Annotated in this window: 15 protein-coding genes; 8 read left to right on the forward strand and 7 right to left on the reverse strand. The window is 45.5% G+C overall.

The features are described from left to right. Position 1 precedes the first annotated feature (1 nt). Entirely contained in the window at positions 2-2500 is a 2499-nt protein-coding gene (locus EWU21_RS03720; protein WP_161566468.1) for an outer membrane beta-barrel protein, read from the reverse strand. 340 nt (positions 2501-2840) lie between these two features. Here EWU21_RS03720 and EWU21_RS03725 point away from each other — a divergent pair, with 340 nt between their 5' ends. Next, a complete protein-coding gene (locus EWU21_RS03725) occupies positions 2841-3179 on the forward strand; it encodes a hypothetical protein (RefSeq protein ID WP_130895468.1) in 339 nt (112 codons plus the stop codon). A 74-nt stretch (positions 3180-3253) separates the two neighbouring features. Here the strand turns inward: EWU21_RS03725 and EWU21_RS03730 are convergent, their stop codons facing one another. From EWU21_RS03730 to EWU21_RS03740, 3 genes are read right to left on the reverse strand one after another with little or no spacing between them, the layout of a single operon-like run. Beyond that, on the reverse strand, positions 3254-4441 hold the full coding sequence (locus tag EWU21_RS03730; RefSeq protein ID WP_130895469.1) for an MFS transporter: 1188 nt from the start codon (positions 4439-4441) through the stop codon (positions 3254-3256). Further along, positions 4438-5406 (reverse strand): zinc-dependent alcohol dehydrogenase, encoded by a 969-nt coding sequence (locus EWU21_RS03735; protein ID WP_130895470.1) that lies wholly within the window; start codon positions 5404-5406, stop codon positions 4438-4440. Before EWU21_RS03735 ends, EWU21_RS03730 begins: the two co-directional genes overlap by 4 nt. Then, entirely contained in the window at positions 5406-5819 is a 414-nt protein-coding gene (locus EWU21_RS03740) for a VOC family protein (RefSeq protein ID WP_130895471.1), read from the reverse strand. Before EWU21_RS03740 ends, EWU21_RS03735 begins: the two co-directional genes overlap by 1 nt. A gap of 82 nt (positions 5820-5901) precedes the next feature. Between EWU21_RS03740 and EWU21_RS03745 the strand changes: the two genes are divergently transcribed. From EWU21_RS03745 to EWU21_RS03765, 5 genes are read left to right on the forward strand one after another with little or no spacing between them, the layout of a single operon-like run. After that, the gene (locus tag EWU21_RS03745) at positions 5902-6519 is read left to right on the forward strand and encodes a TetR/AcrR family transcriptional regulator (RefSeq protein ID WP_130895472.1); all 618 of its coding nucleotides are present in this window, start codon (positions 5902-5904) and stop codon (positions 6517-6519) included. A gap of 1 nt (position 6520) precedes the next feature. After that, positions 6521-7843: a TolC family protein gene (locus EWU21_RS03750; protein WP_130895473.1), complete on the forward strand. Its 1323-nt coding sequence runs from the start codon at positions 6521-6523 to the stop codon at positions 7841-7843. Continuing rightward, complete coding sequence (locus EWU21_RS03755) at positions 7843-8886, forward strand: efflux RND transporter periplasmic adaptor subunit (protein ID WP_130895474.1); 1044 nt, start codon at positions 7843-7845, stop codon at positions 8884-8886. Before EWU21_RS03750 ends, EWU21_RS03755 begins: the two co-directional genes overlap by 1 nt. 2 nt (positions 8887-8888) lie before the next feature. After that, positions 8889-11927, forward strand: coding sequence for an efflux RND transporter permease subunit (locus EWU21_RS03760; protein ID WP_130895475.1), 3039 nt, complete (start codon positions 8889-8891; stop codon positions 11925-11927). After that, positions 11924-12964, forward strand: coding sequence for a lactonase family protein (locus tag EWU21_RS03765; RefSeq protein WP_130895476.1), 1041 nt, complete (start codon positions 11924-11926; stop codon positions 12962-12964). The genes EWU21_RS03760 and EWU21_RS03765 overlap by 4 nt, the downstream gene beginning before the upstream one ends. Here the strand turns inward: EWU21_RS03765 and EWU21_RS03770 are convergent. Continuing rightward, positions 12945-14183: an aminotransferase class V-fold PLP-dependent enzyme gene (locus EWU21_RS03770; protein ID WP_130895477.1), complete on the reverse strand. Its 1239-nt coding sequence runs from the start codon at positions 14181-14183 to the stop codon at positions 12945-12947. The two genes, EWU21_RS03765 and EWU21_RS03770, sit on opposite strands and share 20 nt — an antisense overlap. A gap of 116 nt (positions 14184-14299) precedes the next feature. Between EWU21_RS03770 and EWU21_RS03775 the strand changes: the two genes are divergently transcribed. Together EWU21_RS03775 and EWU21_RS03780 are read left to right on the forward strand one after the other, a co-directional pair. After that, entirely contained in the window at positions 14300-14902 is a 603-nt protein-coding gene (locus EWU21_RS03775; RefSeq protein WP_130895478.1) for a gluconate 2-dehydrogenase subunit 3 family protein, read from the forward strand. Between the two features lie 18 nt (positions 14903-14920). Beyond that, positions 14921-16636, forward strand: a complete 1716-nt coding sequence (locus tag EWU21_RS03780) for a GMC oxidoreductase (protein ID WP_130895479.1) — start codon at positions 14921-14923, stop codon at positions 16634-16636. 410 nt (positions 16637-17046) lie between these two features. Here the strand turns inward: EWU21_RS03780 and madM are convergent, their stop codons facing one another. Next, entirely contained in the window at positions 17047-17805 is a 759-nt protein-coding gene (madM, locus tag EWU21_RS03785; RefSeq protein ID WP_130895480.1) for a malonate transporter subunit MadM, read from the reverse strand. Further along, positions 17805-18164, reverse strand: coding sequence for a malonate transporter subunit MadL (madL, locus tag EWU21_RS03790; protein ID WP_130895481.1), 360 nt, complete (start codon positions 18162-18164; stop codon positions 17805-17807). The genes madM and madL overlap by 1 nt, the downstream gene beginning before the upstream one ends. Between the last annotated feature and the right edge of the window lies 1 nt (position 18165).

Consider the following 18165-nt stretch of genomic DNA (forward strand, 5'->3'; position numbering starts at 1 on the left):
GTTAGAAATTGAAATTAACGGTGAGTGAAACTGATGTTTCGTTGTTTGTTTTAATTAAATCACGTGAAGGCTTTTGGTAGAAAGTAGTAGGCTGAGCTAAGATGTCGCTCACCGCTAACTTAATTTCTCCTTTTGAAAACTTATGTAAGAAAACGATATCAATAACGTCTCTTGAATTTTCAAAAATATCTGGGTAACCTTGGAAACCTACGGAAGCGATGCGATCGCCTACTCGGTTATAGGTTAAATTCATCGTATTGTTTCCTTTGTGGAAGTTCAAACCTCCATTCAATGCATAATTAGATTGGCCTTGAAGCTGGCGTTTTACCCCTTGAACTTCTACCTCCGATTGAATCAACGCCATGTTAGAGTATAAATCTAACCAAGAGTTAATCGCTTTTCTAAATTCCATTTCCAAGCCATAGACTAATGCAGATGGTGGATTCGTATACGTTAAAGCTAGATTAGAAGGAACAGAACCATCCGCTACAATTTGCTCAATAGGCTTAATGAATTTCTTACCAAAAACACCCACTGAGAAGATTTCTCCTGCTTTTGGATATAATTCCCATTTGAAATCAATGTTGTAGATATCTGACTTTTCCAAATCCTTATTACCCAATAACTGCGCATTACGTACGAAGTCATAGTAAGCAAAATTCGCAACTTCACGGAACTCTGGTCTCGCTAAGGTTTTGCTAAGCGATGTTCTCCATTTCGTTTTTTCCGTCGCAGAGTAGGTTAAGTTTAAGGATGGCAAAAGATCTAAGTATTCTCTTTCCACATTCACTTTTTGACCACTAAAGTCAGCCGTTGCGATATTAAAGAGGTTATACTCTGTACGAAGACCCGTATTCAACTTGAATAATCCCATCTCTTTTTCATACATCACAAATCCATTCGCTAAGTCGAAATCAGCCGTATAGCGATCCGTATTATTCGTTACCTCACCTAACATATCAATGGTTTCGTAACGGAATACACGGGCTTTGAAGTTTCTGTATTTCTTCAAGTATCCTACCCCTACTTTGAAATCCCCTAAGGATTTATTAATCGCTGCATTTCCCGCATTTTCATCCATCACGCTCCAGAAACGGTAAGTGTCTCTCCAAGCAGTCAAATAAGGATTGCCTGAGTTTAAATACGAAGCAGTAGGATTAACTCGGTAATCAGGTTGATCACGAAGCATTAAATTATATCCGATGTTAAAATCCCAAGTCTTGATTTTTGCGTCAAACTGCGTATTAACCACCATTTTACGGATGGCATTAGATGAATTACTGTAGATGTTCTGTACGTTATCGTAATTTTCACCCGTTCTATTCAAGAAATAATCCTCTGTTTGGTAGTTAGCTAGAGTCTTCCAGCTGTAACGGTTTTGGCCCAAATAAACCACATTCAATAAGCCACTTAGGGACTTCGTTTGCGAGAAGTTAATATCCTTGTATTTGTAAGCTAAGTCAGTGGAAGATAAGTAATCAATACGCTCTGTCGTAGAGGAAGAAAACGTGTTTCTCGCTGTAGAGCTAAATAATACGTTCCAGTTATTTCTTTTTACACCAAAAGCCACACTCCCATTGAAGTTAGGAAGGCTAGAAGACTCTGTAATACCAGGAGTCGCAATCAACTTCGTATATGCTCGCTTGTCACCATTTCCACTAATTCTGAAAGCGTTTGTGGAAGGGAAAGTAGAAGGGAATTCAACAGATTCAATTAATTTGAAATCCTTGAAAGTAGAAAGAGAGCCATAGCTTACACCTAAAGAAGCAGAGGCAAAATCGCCTGAAACTTCTTTGGTCGTGATTTGTACTAAACCGCCTGCAAAATCACCAGGAAGGTTTGCTGCAGCGCCTTTGTTAATAATAATGTTATCAATTAAAGCAGTAGGAATAATGTCAAATGAAAAGGCACGACGATCTGGCTCTGTGGAAGGCAATTGTGTCTTATTCAATAAAGCAGAGTTATAACGATCCGCTAAACCACGTACTAATACGAATTTATCATTTTGAATGGTTACACCACTCACACGCTTCAAGGCATCACTCACATTTCTATCGGGTGTCTTCTTAATAGACTCAATGGAAAGACCATCCGCCACGATGAAACTAGATTTTAATGTATTGATCAAGGCAGTAGCCGTTTCTTTTTTAGCCACCGTCTTCACTACGACATCCGCTAATAACTTACTGTCTTCTTCTAACTCAATCGTAACCGAAACCGGTTCATTCGCTACCTTAAATGCAGCATTTGCATACTCTTTAAAACCAACATAACTAGAGCTTAAGGTATAAGTTCCTGGGGCTACATTAGCAAAAGTAAACTTTCCGTCGATGTCAGTAGATGCTCCTTGATTTTTACCTGTTGATGGATTTTTCAACCAAACGGTTACTCCTACTAGGGTTTCTTTAGAAGATTTAACTACTCCGGTCACATTTACCTGAGAAAACGCGATAAATGGAAATAGTAGAACTAAAATGAGGCACTTAAATGACTGTTTCATAAAATTGGTGTGATACGAATAATGTTGACATGTTTTAATCATGGCACAAAATTAGATCTCACCCAATCTGAATTGATTAAGCCATTGTTAGGCTATTGTTATCTACTTGTTAAATAGAAGTGACTTTCTTAATAATTCCGTAACATAGAGATTTTTCGAATAAAATTTCACTTTTCTACACTGTTTTATGGTACTATTTCAAGTTTTTGCATTTTTTATAGAAGAGCTTTCTTAGAAAAGTGAAAATTAACACGGATTTAATTTGCGGGTAATGCGAAAGCACTAGTTTTGGGTCAACAAACGGAAATCATTCCGCCTAAGTTTATTAAAATCAAGCATTATGAAAAAGTACACATTTGCTGCCCTATTTTTCGCAGCCAGCCTGTTTGTCGTTTCTGCCGCTACTGGAGCAGAATTATCGCTTCCCGTGAACATCGAATCTGTAGGTAAATTGAAATATATGGTGTCTGTCAAAGCAGGAGCCACGGTCGTCATCTACGATGGAGAAAATAACGAGATTCACAAGGAAGCTATCACAACGCAAAAATTGTTCAATTTAGCGGGATTATCTGACGGAAGCTACCGTATGGTCGTGTTAGATATGCGTAAAAACGTGATCACTTCTAAGTCGTTTACGATCAAAACGGAAGTGAAGCGCGATATCGTCGCGATGAACTAATTTACCCAACATCAACAAATTATAGTGAAAGATTAAGGGGTAAAAAGGCGGACCAGTGGTTCGCCTTTTTCTTTTTAACTGAGTTCTTTGCTCTTGATTTTATGCAATAAAAACACGGCGACCAGGATTGGAAGCGAGAAAATTAAGAATCGACCTGCCACGGACATGCCGGAATCTGTCAGTAGGCCAAAGACGGTGGGTCCCAAAATTGCTCCAAAACGGCCCGCCCCCATCGCTAATCCCACCCCCGTCGAACGGATTGCCGCTGGGTAAATGCGTGTTGCGGCTGGATAGAAACTATTAAATCCGCCTTGCACTAAAAAGCCGATGAAGAAGACCAGTGTCAGGTTTATCACATAATCCAGCTTCACATTTCCATAAAAATTCATCAACACAAAGGCGATGATGAAGAAAAGAGTCATCGTTTTCTTGATGCCAATTTGACTAATCGCTAAACCCATCACAAAAACGCCTGTAAAGGCCCCAAAATTCAAGGTCATCCCCACGTAGGTGGCGAGTTCGAAGGGCATGCCGGATTGTTTGGCGAGCGTAGGTACCCAGCTGATCAAAGTGTATAAAGTCAAAAAGCCGAAGAAAATGGCCGTCCAAAGTAAGAGCGTGGAGGTTCTGTATTCTGGAGTAAAGAGTTCTTTTATCTTCGTCTTACTGTGTTTCGATTCCGGCACGAATCCCGGGGATTCTGGCAGGAAGAAATAGACTAAGAGTAAAAGTGCAAACGAGAATGCACTCGCGATCAAAAAGGTCGCGCGCCAGCCTAAAAGCGGAAACACCCAGGCCACCACAAATCCAGTCAAAATCGCTCCCAAAGGCCAACCTCCTTGCACAATCCCCACATTGAAATCGCGGGTTTTATCGGTGGAAAACTCAGAGGCAACCGTGGCTAAATTAGGAAGAATCCCGCCGATGCCTAGACCGGTGATGAATCTGAAAATCAGCAATGCATTTAATGATGGAGCAAAATAAACGAGTAACATGCCCACACTAATTAATAACAAGGAGCCTAAAAACACCTTACGCCTTCCCCACTGATCCCCCAAAGGTGCAATCAAGAAACAGCCCGCCGTCATACCCGCTAATCCAGCTGAAAAAACGTAACCTAGCTGCGCATTGTTCAATCCCCATTCTTTCATGATGTGCTCGCCAGCAAAGGAGACAAGCAAAACGTCTATTCCGTCGTTGAAATTGAGCAAAAAGCAGAGGGAGACTACGCCTATTTGGAGCCAGGACATCGAGTTTTTCATACGATTTGAACGACTATTTTTCCCGGATGTCCATCCGTGGCCAGTTGTAAACCGGCCTGAACTTCCGCTAAAGGGATGTATTTTGAAATGATTTTATGCGGTTGAATTTTTCCGTCTTTGATCAGCTGAATCACAGACTTGAAATCTTCTGGATGATCGTAAATTAAAGATCCTTGGATCGAAATGCCTCGGCGAACTAAATCCAAGGGGGTAAAGCTAGCCTGCTTTTCGGATAAGCCTAAGAGAATCACACTGGCACCTCGCGGAGCATCAGCAATAAGCTGTGTAGTAGCAGCCGCTGAACCCGTACATTCGAAAATCACACGAATGTCTTGCGCTTTCCAATCACCGTTTAGGGCCCCGAATTCATATGCTTTCTCCTGCAAAACGGGATTCAAATCATTCGCGAAGACGTGTAAACCTTGCTCTACCGCGAGATGTGTAATTAACATTCCAATGGCTCCAAGGCCTAGGACGTAGATGGCATCGCCTTTCGTGAGCGACGCTTTTTTTAATGCATTGTAAGCAACAGCCGTGGGTTCGATGGTCACAGCATCTTTCGAGGTAATAGAGTCTGGCAGTTTGTGAGCGAAATCTGCCGGAATCAGCACGTATTCCGCGAAACAACCGGGGGCGTTTAGACCGATGGTGCGTTTATTCGGGCATACCGTAGCTTGTCCGCGGGCGCAATAGCTACATTCTCCGCAAGGCGCATTAGGGTCTATGACGACTCTTTCGCCTAGTTCGCGATTCACGCCCTCACCTAGCGCGTCGATGTAGCCCCAGCCCTCATGGCCGATGATGGTGGGTTCAGGCAACGGACGATGGCCCCCAAAATAATGTATATCCGATCCGCAAATGCCCACTTCCTGCAAGCGAATACGCAGCTGGCCGGGACCTGGATTTGGGATAGGATGATCGCCTAGTTCGATTTGCAAAGGTTTTACGAGAACGGCCGCTTTCATTACAGGATCTGATTGAATTCGATGATCTCGCCGTTCGGGCCTTTGACATTAAAAAAGCGTGTGCCGTTTTTCCAAAAAGCTAAAAAAGTGGGCTCTTTCTCGATAATATCAAATCCTGCCTTCTTCAAGGCTTCGAACGCGTAATCTACATCCTCTACGTCGATCGCGAAATGGTCGATGTGACCGACTTTGCGTTGTTTGATTTCGGCTAATTGCTTTTCCGGCATTTGGTATAACTCCACGATCACCTCCTGATTTTTCATCATCACGCACGTCCCAAAACCACCGTCAAACTCAAAGGGCGATTCCATCACGTTCTCGAAACCGAGGCGTTCGTAGAAGGGAATGGAAATTTCCATGTTATGCACGGGAATCCCGATGTGTTGGATTTTTTGGATAAAGTTGATTTTCATAGCTTTTGGTATTTGTTGCAAAATACTAAATTTTGAAAACTTAACACTGTTAATTAACTTTACGGTGTAATTTTTCAAAAAAATGGGAATAGTCGCGAGAAAAGAGAAACAAAAACAGGAGATTCGATCCTTGATTCTAGAAGAATCGATGAAATTGTTCGTGGAAGAGGGCTTCAGCAAAGTGTCCGTCCGGAAGATTGCTGAACGCATACAATATAGCCCCACGACGCTATATCTGTATTTTAAGGATAAAAACGAGATCTTATTTTACTGCTGCGAGTCAGGATTTAAGAAGATGTTGGAGCAAAATATCGCTTTGGCCTTAATCAGCGATCCTATCGAACGCTTGCACCAGATGGGTGTGAATTACCTGAATTTTGGCCTAGAATATCCGGAATATTATGATTTGATGTTCATTCAGGAGGCCCCCATGTCCGCCTTAATCGATATGGGCGCAGGTTGGTCGAGTGGCGATCAGGCGCTAGAGGCCTTGAAAATGATCGTACAAGATGCGATGGACAAAGGATTAGTAGTCCCTGCCAAAGTGGAAACGGTGGCGATGGCGGTTTGGAGTATGGTGCACGGCCTGGTTTCCCTCGCGATTCGCCAGCGATTAGACAAATTAGTGCCAGCGGAGGACGTGGAAAAGACGATGCACGAGTCGCTGGATTGGTTATTGAAAACGATGAAAAAAGCCTAACATGAAATATTTATTACTCCTTTTTGCCCTGCCTGTTTTTGGCCAAAAGTCCGTCCTCGACGAATATGTTGCTACGGCCTTTCAACAAAACATCACGCTGCAACAGAAATCCATCCAGGTGGAAAAGGCGATGATCGCCCTGAAAACAGCCCAAAGCCTCTACCAACCCAGCGTCGCCTTCCAAGGTGGCTACCAAAGTGGTGAGGGTGGTCGTAGCATCGCTTTCCCGGTGGGAGATTTATTGAATCCGGTGTATTCCACGCTGAATGCGTTGACGAAAAGCACAGCCTTTCCACAGATTGCGAACGTGGAGACGAATTTCTTTCCCCGCGACTTCTACGATGTGAAAGTGCAAACGACGATGCCATTGTATAACAAGGACATCAGCTACAACAAGCAAATCCAAGAGCAATCCCTCAGCCTGCAACGCGAAGACGTTTCGCTGTACAAGCGCGAGTTAGTCAAGCAAATCAAGACGGCTTATTATAACTATTTGCTCAGCTTAGGTTTAGTGAAAGTCTACGAAAACAGCCTCAATCTAGCGCTAGAAGGCAAGAAAGTGAACGAAAAGCTGTTAGCAAACGGCAAAGGTTTACCCGCCTATTTATTGCGTTCAGACAGTGAAATCGCCACGATTCAAGCACAAATCGCGGATGCAGTGAAACAAAATCAGACAGCACAATACTATTTCAATTTCTTATTGAACCGCGAATTGCGCGCTGAAATTCGCATCGATTTTGAAGTCGAAAAAGCGGTGGCCGGAGTCTACTCGGTTGTTCCCGGCGTTCGTGAGGAATTAACCTTACTTTCTAAATCGATCAACATCCAAGAGACGGTTTTGAAGATGAATGAGTCCTTTTACCTGCCTAAGTTAAATGGTTTCGTGAACCTGGGATCGCAGGCTACGTTAAATAACATCAGCTCGAAGAGTGGCTACTATTTCTTTGGCCTACAAATGGACATTCCCATTTTTTCGGGGAAGCGAAACCTATACAAGGTAAAACAGACGCAATTAGATATCGCCTCCGCGAAAAATGCGTTGGATTTGAGCACAAAGCAATTTAATATGGCTACCGAAATCGCCCAAAAGAACGTACAATCTTCGATCGTTAGCTTTCAGGCCTCCACGAAATCCTACGAGGCGGCCTCCGCTTATTTACGCCTCATCGAAAAGGGCTATAAAGAGGGCGTGAGCACCTATTTAGAAACGGTGGACGCCAGAAATCAATGGATGAACGCCCAAATCAACTACCAATTAAAACAATTCAACGTATTAATCGCCGCTGCCGCCTACGAGCGCGAAGCTGCCAGCTACCCACTCTAATGAAAAAGATCTGCCTACTTATTTCCCTTATCGCGGTATTCTCCGCTTGTTCTTCGAAGAAGAAGGAAGCCGCGGCTACCACAGCCAGCGAAGTCATCCCGGTTTCCGTGATTTCCTTGCAACAAGAAACCATCACCCGCCCCATCCAGGCTTCTGGCGTCTTCACGACCGAAGATGAGACCTATTTAGGTTTCAAAATAGGCGGCGTGATTCAGCACGTATTCGTAAAAGAAGGCGATGCCGTGAAAGCGGGTCAATTATTGGCCAGCCTAAACCTGACCGAAATCAAGGCGCAGGTGCAACAAGCGCAAATTATGTTAGAAAAAGCACAACGCGATCACGCGAGAGCGAAGAACTTGTACCGCGATAGCGTGGCGACTTTGGAGCAATTTCAAAATGCCAAAACCGGCCTAGAGATCGCACAGCAGGCCTATAATGCGGGTGCGTTTAACCAAAGCTATGCTGAAATCAGAGCCGTAAAATCCGGTTTCGTATTGAAGAAATTAGCCAACGATGGCCAGGTCGTGGGACCCGGAACTCCGGTCGTTTTGTTGAATGGAGCAAACAAAGGAAATTGGGTGTTAAAAGTGGGTTTGATCGATCGTGATTGGGCGGCGACGCAGGCAGGAGATCCAGCGGAGATTACGCTGGATGCGGCTGACGGGAAGACTTTTAACGCGTCCGTTTTAGCCAAATCCGAGGGAGTCGATCCGGTGACGGGAACGCTTTGGGTGAGTTTGCGCATCAGTGGTACGCCGACAGCGCAGCTGGCGGCGGGGCTTTTTGGGAAAGCGAAAATTCGTCCGCGGAAACAGATTAAATCCTGGGTGATTCCATACGATGCGATTTTGGATGGAAATGCGACGGAGGGTTATGTGTTCATCACAAAAGACGGTAAAACGGCGGAGAAAGTGAAGATTCAGATCTCGAGTATTGACCACGGGAAGGTATTTGTTTCTGCAGGTTTGGAAGAAGCAAAATCACTCATCACCAGCGGAAATGCCTATTTAGACGCAGGTTCAGCCATTAAAATCGTCCGCTAATTATGAAGATAGCTAACTACGCGGTAAAGAATTACCAATTTACGCTCACGATGTTTTTAATGGTCGTGGTCGTGGGGATTGTCACGATTATGACAATGCCCCGGGCGGAAGATCCGGACATGAATGCCCCTCAATTCCCTATTATCGCTGTTTATCCGGGTACAAGTCCGGATGACATGGAGGAACTAGTGGTGAAGCCGGTCGAGAAAAGATTGTACGAACTGGAGAACGTGCGCAAGATCAACACGACGATTAGTGATGGTCTAGCGGTGTTTGCAGTCTATTATAAATACGGCGTAAACGTAGACGAGAAATATTCAGAAATCGTCCGCGAATTGAATAGTCTCAAAGGGGAATTACCTAAAGAGGTCATCAAACTTGAGGCTCAAAAAGCCACTCCATCCGGCACGAACGTGTTGCAGATGGCGCTGATTTCGAACAATGCATCTCTAGACCAACTGAAAATCACGGCTGAACGTCTTCAAGAGGATCTGGAGAAAGTCACTGCCTTGAAGAAAGTGACGATTTCTGGCTTGCCAGAATCGCAGGTGAAGATCGATTTGAACATCGAAAAGATGGCGCAGATGCAGGTATCGCCAGACCGCGTGTTGCAAGCAATCCAAAGCGAAATCGCGAACATTCCCGGCGGAAGTATCGTGGAAAATTCGAAGTCTTTTAATATCCTCACATCAGGGAATTACCAGAACATCGACGAGATCAAAAATACGATCGTCTTCTCGTATCAAGGGAAAAACGTACTGTTAACGGATGTGGCCAAAGTCTATTTCGACTACGCCCCCGAAAATCACATCACGCGCTTGAACCAGAACCGCTGTCTTTTCGTGACCGCCGCCCAAAAATCCGGCGAAAACATCGCGAAAACCCAGGCCGCTTACGAACCGGTGATCGCCCAATTCAAGAAGACTTTGCCGAAGAACATCGACTTAGTCGTGAATTTCGACCAAGCCGAAAACGTCAATACCCGCCTTAGCGGCCTATTGAAGGACTTTATCATCGCCATTTTATTAGTGGCATTAACTTTATTGCCGCTCGGCTTACGCGCCGCTTCCATCGTGATGATTTCGATCCCGCTATCCTTAGCGATCGGAATTATCCTCTTGAACATCATGGGCTACAGCCTTAACCAGCTGAGTATCGTGGGTTTAGTGGTCGCTTTAGGTCTTTTAGTAGATGACAGTATCGTGGTGGTGGAGAATATTGAGCGCTGGATGCGCGAGGGACATAGCCGTTTGGACGCGACCTTAAAGGCGACGAATCAGATCGGGATGGCTGTTTTAGGTTGCACGGTGACCTTGATTATTGCCTTTTTGCCTTTGGTCTTTTTACCAGAAGCGTCTGGCGAATTCATCCGCAGTCTTCCGATGGCGGTGATTTTCTGTATCGTTGCTTCCTTAGTCGTGTCTTTAACGGTAGTACCGTTTTTATCAAGCCGTATCCTGAAATCCCACCAGGGAAATCCAGAGGGAAATTTATTCATGCGGGTGTTGAAAAAGCTGATCTCGGGGTCTTATTCCCGTTTGTTAGATTGGGCTATTATTCGCCCTAAAACGACTTTGCTGATCGCCCTTGTCATCTTTGCGGCTTCGTTGCGACTCTTCCCTGTCGTAGGATTTAGTCTTTTTCCGGCGTCTGAAAAACCGCAGTTTATGGTTAATATTTTCAGTCCTTTGCAGTCGAATATGGCCTACACGGATTCGGTTTCCAAACTGATCGAAAGCGATCTGCGCAAGCTGCCCGAGGTGAAATATGTCTCTGCAAACGTGGGCAAAGGAAATCCACGTATCTATTATAATGCGATTCCGCTGAATGACAGAACTGATTACGGCAACTTGTTCGTCCAATTACAGGATGACCTGGGTGCAGACGAGAAAATCAACCTCATCGAAAAATTGCGCACGAAATACACGAACTATCCAGCAGCGACCATCGAAGTGAAAAACTTCGAGCAAGGCCCGCCGGTGGTGGCCCCTGTGGAGGTGCGTATTTTAGGGGATAACGTAGATACGCTACGCCAAATCGCCAGCCGCGTCGAAACGATGCTGAAGAATACGAAAGGCACGATATACGTGAAGAACCCGTTGAAAAACCTGAAATCGGACATCAAATTCGATATCAACAAGGAAAAAGCCAGCATGCTAGGCATCCCAACGGTCAGCATCGACCGGATGATTCGCTTGGTGGTGGCCGGTTTTGATTTGGGCAAAATGACGGACAAAGAAGGCAAGGAATATGCGATTGTGGTTTCGAAGCCACATCCAAAACACCCGAGTCTGGAAGTATTCGATAACCTATATGTGAATAACGTGCAAGGAACTGCGATTCCTTTGAGCCAGGTGGCTTCGGTCAGATTGCAAACGTCGCCTGTGAGCATTAGTCACTTGAATAAGAATCGTTTGGTGTCAGTGAGTTCATTTGTGGAGAAAGGATTTTTGAACAACGAGGTGATCGCGGAGACTGAGAAAAACCTGGAGAAGATGGCACTTCCAGCCGGATATCATTTCGAGATGGGTGGAGAAGTAGAGAGCGCGAACGAGAGTTTCAGTGGTTTTGGGACGATCATTTTAGTGACTATTTTCTTCTTTATCGCGGTATTAATTCTCGAGTTTGGAACGTTCAAGAGTACCTTAATTGTACTTTCCGTGATTCCATTAGGGATCGTGGGGGCACTTTTAGCACTATGGTTTACCGGAACGCCGCTTTCCTTTGTGGCGACGGTGGGACTGATTGCGCTCGCGGGTATAGAGGTGAAAAATACGATCTTGTTGGTGGATTTCACAAACCAGCTACGCGCAGAGGGCATGCCGATGGAACAAGCCATCCGCGAGGCCGGCGAAGTTCGCTTTTTACCGATAATTTTAACAACTTTGACAGCGATAGGGGGCCTTATCCCCATCGCGATATCCACAAATCCCCTTATTTCACCGCTTGCGATCGTGATGATCGGTGGACTGATTAGCTCCACCCTCCTATCCCGCATCGTGACCCCGGTAGTTTACAAATTAATCCCTCCAGCGATATGACTTTGAGCACGATTTTACTGCTTCCGCAACTGATTATTGGTTCGTATACGTCCAAAGGCAACCCCGGCATCGAGGTGTTCAATTGGGATGCGAAGACAGGTAAAGCTTCCAAAAGCTATACGTTAAACTCTCCTGCGGCGTCCTACCAGGCTATTTCAGGGGATTACCTATTCTCCGTTTCGGAAGAAGGCGACGGCAAAGCAAGTGTCTCGTCTTTCCAAAGACGCAATGGAAAATACGAGGCCATCAACACGGAATTAAGTCGTGGTGATCACCCCTGTTTCATCCTGTACCGCGAAAAATCACAAACGGTTTATACCGCGAATTATTCGGGCGGAAGTGTGAGCGTTTTCCAAACAGTGGCCGGGAGACTGAACCCTCTCTCCCAATACATCGCCTACTCAGGTTCCAGTATAAACAAGGACCGCCAAAACAGTGCCCACGCTCACATGGTAGCTCTTTCTCCTGATCAAAATACGTTATTTGTGACGGATTTAGGCTCGGATAAGATGTATGCACACCGCATTTTGGCAAACGGACTTTTAGCAGAAAGTCCCCAAGAAATAAACATCACCCCAGGCAACGGCCCACGCCACATTCGTTTCAATGCGAAAGGCGATCGCGCTTATTTATTGAATGAATTGAGTTCGGATGTGGATGTCTTCGCCGTGAAAGGTTCGCAATTGAATAAAATTCAAAGCATCCCAGCTGATACTTCTGCCGCTAAAGTAAAAGGCTCCGCGGACATCCATATTTCGCCGAACGGAAAATGGTTGATGGCCTCTAACCGCATCTCTAGCAATCAAGTCGTGGTATTTAAGATCGAAGCAGATGGAAAATTAACCCGGGTATTCCATCAAAACGTGGCCAAAATCCCCCGCAACTTCACCTTCGATCCTTCGGGCAAATTTGTGTTAGTCGCGAGTCAAGAAGAAGACCGCGTGCAGGTGTTTCACTTCGACGACAAAACTGGATCACTAAAAGACAGCCACCAAGATATTTTGGTCAAATCACCCGTTAGCTTGCTAATTCGCTAATTGCCTTTACTAAAACGTCCAGTTCTTTCGGCGTCGTGAAAACATTAGGGGTAATTCTGCAGCCGTGGATATTGCCTCCGTCGATGGCTACGGTGAAGATCTTGTATTCTTTCATCAAGCGCTCAGCCAAAATCGATGGCTTAATACCCTCAATCCCCACATTCGCAATCGCACAAGATTTTGTGGGATCTGCCGGATGGTGCAATCGAACACGCGGAATAGCGCGCACTTTCGTGGTCCAGTAATTTTGTAAATAACGTAAACGCTCTTCCTTGCGAGCAGGGCCCAGTTTTTCGTAGAAATCGATGGCGTCATCCACGGCTAAATCCGTGTAAACAGGAATCGTTCCTACGTGATTTAAGTGTTTAATGTCTGTCAAAGGAACTCCCTCCTCCGCTAACAATGGCCAGATTTGCGAGATCTTTTCTTTTCGAACATGCAAGATCCCTACCCCTAACGGTACGGCCAGCCACTTGTGCAAACTCGCCCCATAATAGTCACAGTTTAAGTCTGAAATTTTGAATTGAATTTGCGCCACGGCGTGTGCGCCGTCGACCATCACTTCCACACCGCGGGCGTGTGCCATGTCGCAGATTTGGCGAATGGGATTGATTTGGCCGGTCACATTGACCATATGACACACCATGATGAGCTTGGTTTTGTCGGTGATGGCTTTGGCATATAAATCGACAATTTCCTGATCAGAAGCAGGGTTAGTAGGCAATGAAATGACTTTCAAAACGATCCCCTGACGTCGAGCGACCTGCTTGAACATGTCTTGCATCGCGCCATAATCCTGGATCGCAAAGATGGCCTCATCACCCGCTTTCCAAGGAAAACCGCTGATGATGGTGTCGAGGGATTCGGTGGTATTTCGCGTTAAAACAAGGGTGTCTTCCGGGCAACCGACAAGTCGAGCAACGCGTGCTGCGATTCGTTTTTTATTTTCAAATTGCACCGTCCGCATGTAATAGGCTCCTTGGGCGTTAACTTTGCGGATGTGCTGAAAGTATTTCTCCAAAGTAGACTCCGGAGTGATATTATAATAACCACTTTCCAGGTTAATGAAGTCTGGACTTAGCTTATATCCTCCGCGGATTCCCTCCCAAAAATCTTCGTCTGAAGCGAGTGATTCGACTGTTTGGGTTTTGGCATACGAAAACCAAGGCGCCGAAGCCCCCAAAAGTGTGCAGGCTTTAAGGAAAGTGCGTTTATTCATGGTAGAAAATTAGCAAAAAAATCACATTTTGCCCTTGAATAATGAAGAATGTGATTAAATTTGTTTTCCGCCTCATATTAGGCGAATACCTAGAACAATTTAACATAAAACTCATGATGAAAAGAAGAGATGCCATCTCTCAAATCGCCTTGTTGTTAGGAGGTGCTTTCACAGCTCCTACCTTAATGGCCATGGATGTGAGAAAAGGCAATACCTCCATCGTTGCAGCAGATTTTAGCCTAACAGATGCGCAACGTCAAATCGTCTCAGCTGTCGCTGAACATATTATTCCAAGAACGTCTACGCCAGGTGCTATCGATGCAGGTGTTCCCGCTTTCATCGAAATGATGTTAAAAGATTGCTACAAAAAACCAGAACACAACAGCTTCCTAAAAGGGGTGAACGACTTAGCGAAAGCTAATTTCTTAGCACAACCTGCGGCAGGCCAAGTGGCGATGTTGACTTTACTAGAGGCAAACACAAAAGATTTAATGAAGAGCTATTCTCAGAAGAAAATCAAAGTGGGCGATAACGTGGATAAAGAAACACTAGAAGGCGCTAACGGTGTTCCATTCTGGAGATTAATGAAAGAATTAACGCTTTTAGGATACTATACATCTGAAAAAGGCATTGAAGCTTCTTTCGTTTACGAGCCAGTTCCTGGCAAATTTGAGTTGATTACGGATATGAAGCCGACTCAAAAATCTTTCGTGTATTAATCTGAAAAATTAGAAAAAATGAATCTGAATATAGATGCAATTAAAGGCCAAACGTTTGACGCAATCGTCATCGGATCCGGTATCTCCGGAGGTTGGGCTGCAAAAGAATTAACAGAAAAAGGCTTAAAAGTAGCGGTTTTAGAGCGTGGTCGCGAGATCAAGCACATCGAAGGCTACGAAACGGCGAATAAAAACCCGTGGGAATTCGATCACCGTGGTCGTCCTACGAATATGGCTGCTGAAGAGTATTGGGCAGGTATGCGTACAGGCTATACGGCAAACGAAGAGCACCGCTACTTATTCGAAAACGATAAGCAAAACCCTTATTTAGAGAAAAGAGGCGGATTCGACTGGACTCGTGCTTACCACACAGGTGGTAAATCGTTGTTATGGGGTCGCCAAACATACCGTTGGAACCGTGAGGATTTCTTAGCAAATGAAAAAGAAGGTGTAGGTACACCGTGGCCTATCGGCTATGATGATTTAGCGCCTTGGTATTCATATGTAGAGAAATTTGCAGGTATTTCAGGGCAAGCTGAAGGCTTAGACGTATTACCGGATTCTGAATTCATGCCGGCGATGCAGATGACTGCTCCAGAGACTCACTTTAAAAATGCAGTGAATAAGAAATTAGGTCGTGCCGTGACCGTAGGTCGCGTAGCGCACTTAACAAACCCAGGAAAACAACATACCGCTTTAGGACGTTCGTCTTGTAATTACCGTAACAAGTGTATGCGTGGTTGCCCGTATGGCGCGTATTTCTCCTCTTTATCAGCGACTTTACCTGCAGCGATGCGCACAGGTCGTTTAACGATGGTTCACAATGCGATTGCCGCTGAAATCATTTATGACGAAGCTACGCAGAAGGCCAAAGGTGTTCGCGTGATTGACCAAATCACGAACGAGTCGAAAGAATATTTCGCTAAAATCATCTTCGTGAACGCGGGTGCGATCCAGTCTACTTCGATCTTAATGAACTCGAAATCGAATCGTTACCAAAACGGTTTAGGAAACGACTCGGATCAATTAGGCCGTAACATCATGGACCACCACTTAGGGGTAGGTGCAAGTGCGACCGTGGAAGGTTTTGAGAAAGATTACATGTTCGGAAATCGTCCAAATGGTTTATACATTCCTCGTTTCCAAAACTGGGGCAAAGACAAGCGTGCTTATTCACGTGGTTTCGGATACCAAGGTGGCGCGAGCCGCGAGGGTTGGGGCCGTGGCGTGGGAGCGGATGGCTTTGGTGCAGATTTCAAAGAGAGCTTAACACACCCAGGACAATGGACGGTTGGTTTTGGTGGTTTTGGAGAAATTCTTCCAAACCCAGAGAACCGTTTCGTTCTTAGTGCACAAAAAGATAAGTGGGGCTTACCAGTATTGGAATTCTCTGCAGACTTTGGCCAAAACGAATTACAAATGCGCGAGGACATGATGAACGAGGCAGCGACTATGTTAGAGGCGGCTGGCTTCAAAAACATCAACGCGTACAACAAGCAAGATACTCACATCGGCTTAGGTATTCACGAAATGGGTACGGCTCGTATGGGTACGTCTGTGAAGAACTCAATCGTTAACAAGCACAACCAAGTTCACGAGGTGAAAAACGTGTTCATGACGGATGGTGCGGCAATGGCTTCCGCTTCTTGTGTGAATCCTTCGTTAACGTACATGGCGATGACAGCTCGTGCAGCTGACTTTGCGGTGAGCGAGTTGAAGAAGAGGAATTTGTAAGCGACGAAGTCGCTGGTCGGCGCGAAGCGCCTTAGTCGCCTGCGGCTTAGTCAAAGAGTCCGGAGGAAATAAAAAGGGTGGCAGATTCTGTCACCCTTTTTATTTTATGTGGTTTGCTGCTCTGTAGGGCATTTTTGAGTGAAAATAAGCGCGAGGCACTCAAGCGGCTTTTCGGGTATTGACAACTTTTGTCAAGAGTCGCTGCTTCGCAGCTCCAAAGAGCAAAGCAAAAAGCACAAAGAATAAAGTTTGATCTAGATTTACTTATATCATCGCTCCTCGATTTAGTCGCCTACGGCTGAGTCAAAGAGTCCTGAAAAGACATTCACCACTTACCATTCAATCACTATACTCGTCCCCTGCGGGGGACTCCAACTTTATTATTTGTGCTTTATGCTTTGTGCTTTCTTTTAAAGAATCGCTCGCATCAAAAAATACAACACCGACGGGCACATCAAACAACCCAATCCCGTATAGAAAGTAGCCGTCATGGCTCCATAGGGTACTAATTTAGGATCTGTGGCAGCGAGACCGGCAGCTGTTCCGCTGGTGGTTCCCATGAGTCCACCAAAAATCATCGCCGATTGGGGAGTCTTCAATCCAATGTAAGGGGCGATTAAAGGGGTTCCGATCGTTACCAAAATCGATTTTACTACACCAGCCGCGATACTGATGGCAATGATATCGGAACTTGCACCTAAGGCTGTTCCGGTTACGGGGCCTACGACGAAGGTACAGGCGCCGGCACCGATGGTGGTGAGGCTTTCGGCGTCTGTGATTCCCATGGCATAGGCGATGATGACGCCAGCTGCGAAGGAAATGATGACACCTAAAAATAAGGATAGGACTCCGATGGGGCCGGTCTTTTTGATAATGGCAAAGCTGGCGCCCATCGCGGTAGAGACGATGGCGAAGTCGCGGAACATGGGGCCGCCCATGATTTCGAAGCCGGAGAAACCGGGAATGTCGGCGATACCTTTTTTGCCTAGGGTTTCAAGGCCAGCGAAATAGGCCAAAACTAAGCCCATGAAGATGGAAATGGCGGAGCCTGGGATTTTGCCGCGGGTCAGGGTTTTCGAGATTCTCTCCGAAAAATACATGATGAGGCCTGTGATGAGGAAAGCGAAGACTAGGCCGTTTTTGTCGAGGAAGGTGATGATGTATTCCATTAGTCTTTGGGCGCTAGTTTAGATAAAAGGGGCATTAAGGCGAGGCAGGCGATGACGGGAATGATGCCTGCCAAAAGGGCGAGTAGGCCATTAGAGAAGGCGACGCGGACGTTTTGGACGGATGACATGGCCACGATGATGGGGATGTACATTTTGGACCAAAAGTGTACGCCCTCCCCCATTTCGAGGTGGAAGAGGCCGCGTTTTTCGAGCTCGTTTTGGGATAAAATCAGGAAAAGCATCGCAAATCCGACACCTCCTACGTTTGCTTGGATCCCCAAAAAACGACCGAGGGTTTCCCCCAGGATTTGGCCTGAAACAAAACAGGCAGCTAATAAGGCAACTCCGCGTAATAGCATG

It is taken from the genome of Aquirufa antheringensis (genome assembly GCF_004307425.1).
GTDB classification, from domain to species: Bacteria; Bacteroidota; Bacteroidia; order Cytophagales; family Spirosomataceae; genus Aquirufa; species Aquirufa antheringensis.

What these genes read in the sequence shown, in the direction of transcription:
- EWU21_RS03720 (WP_161566468.1), bottom strand. Translation starts at nt 2,500, where the DNA reads ATGAAACAGTCATTTAAGTGCCTCATTTTAGTTCTACTATTTCCATTT.
- EWU21_RS03725 (WP_130895468.1), top strand. Translation starts at nt 2,841, where the DNA reads ATGAAAAAGTACACATTTGCTGCCCTATTTTTCGCAGCCAGCCTGTTT.
- EWU21_RS03730 (WP_130895469.1), bottom strand. Translation starts at nt 4,441, where the DNA reads ATGAAAAACTCGATGTCCTGGCTCCAAATAGGCGTAGTCTCCCTCTGC.
- EWU21_RS03735 (WP_130895470.1), bottom strand. Translation starts at nt 5,406, where the DNA reads ATGAAAGCGGCCGTTCTCGTAAAACCTTTGCAAATCGAACTAGGCGAT.
- EWU21_RS03740 (WP_130895471.1), bottom strand. Translation starts at nt 5,819, where the DNA reads ATGAAAATCAACTTTATCCAAAAAATCCAACACATCGGGATTCCCGTG.
- EWU21_RS03745 (WP_130895472.1), top strand. Translation starts at nt 5,902, where the DNA reads ATGGGAATAGTCGCGAGAAAAGAGAAACAAAAACAGGAGATTCGATCC.
- EWU21_RS03750 (WP_130895473.1), top strand. Translation starts at nt 6,521, where the DNA reads ATGAAATATTTATTACTCCTTTTTGCCCTGCCTGTTTTTGGCCAAAAG.
- EWU21_RS03755 (WP_130895474.1), top strand. Translation starts at nt 7,843, where the DNA reads ATGAAAAAGATCTGCCTACTTATTTCCCTTATCGCGGTATTCTCCGCT.
- EWU21_RS03760 (WP_130895475.1), top strand. Translation starts at nt 8,889, where the DNA reads ATGAAGATAGCTAACTACGCGGTAAAGAATTACCAATTTACGCTCACG.
- EWU21_RS03765 (WP_130895476.1), top strand. Translation starts at nt 11,924, where the DNA reads ATGACTTTGAGCACGATTTTACTGCTTCCGCAACTGATTATTGGTTCG.
- EWU21_RS03770 (WP_130895477.1), bottom strand. Translation starts at nt 14,183, where the DNA reads ATGAATAAACGCACTTTCCTTAAAGCCTGCACACTTTTGGGGGCTTCG.
- EWU21_RS03775 (WP_130895478.1), top strand. Translation starts at nt 14,300, where the DNA reads ATGAAAAGAAGAGATGCCATCTCTCAAATCGCCTTGTTGTTAGGAGGT.
- EWU21_RS03780 (WP_130895479.1), top strand. Translation starts at nt 14,921, where the DNA reads ATGAATCTGAATATAGATGCAATTAAAGGCCAAACGTTTGACGCAATC.
- madM (WP_130895480.1), bottom strand. Translation starts at nt 17,805, where the DNA reads ATGGAATACATCATCACCTTCCTCGACAAAAACGGCCTAGTCTTCGCT.
- madL (WP_130895481.1), bottom strand. Translation starts at nt 18,164, where the DNA reads ATGCTATTACGCGGAGTTGCCTTATTAGCTGCCTGTTTTGTTTCAGGC.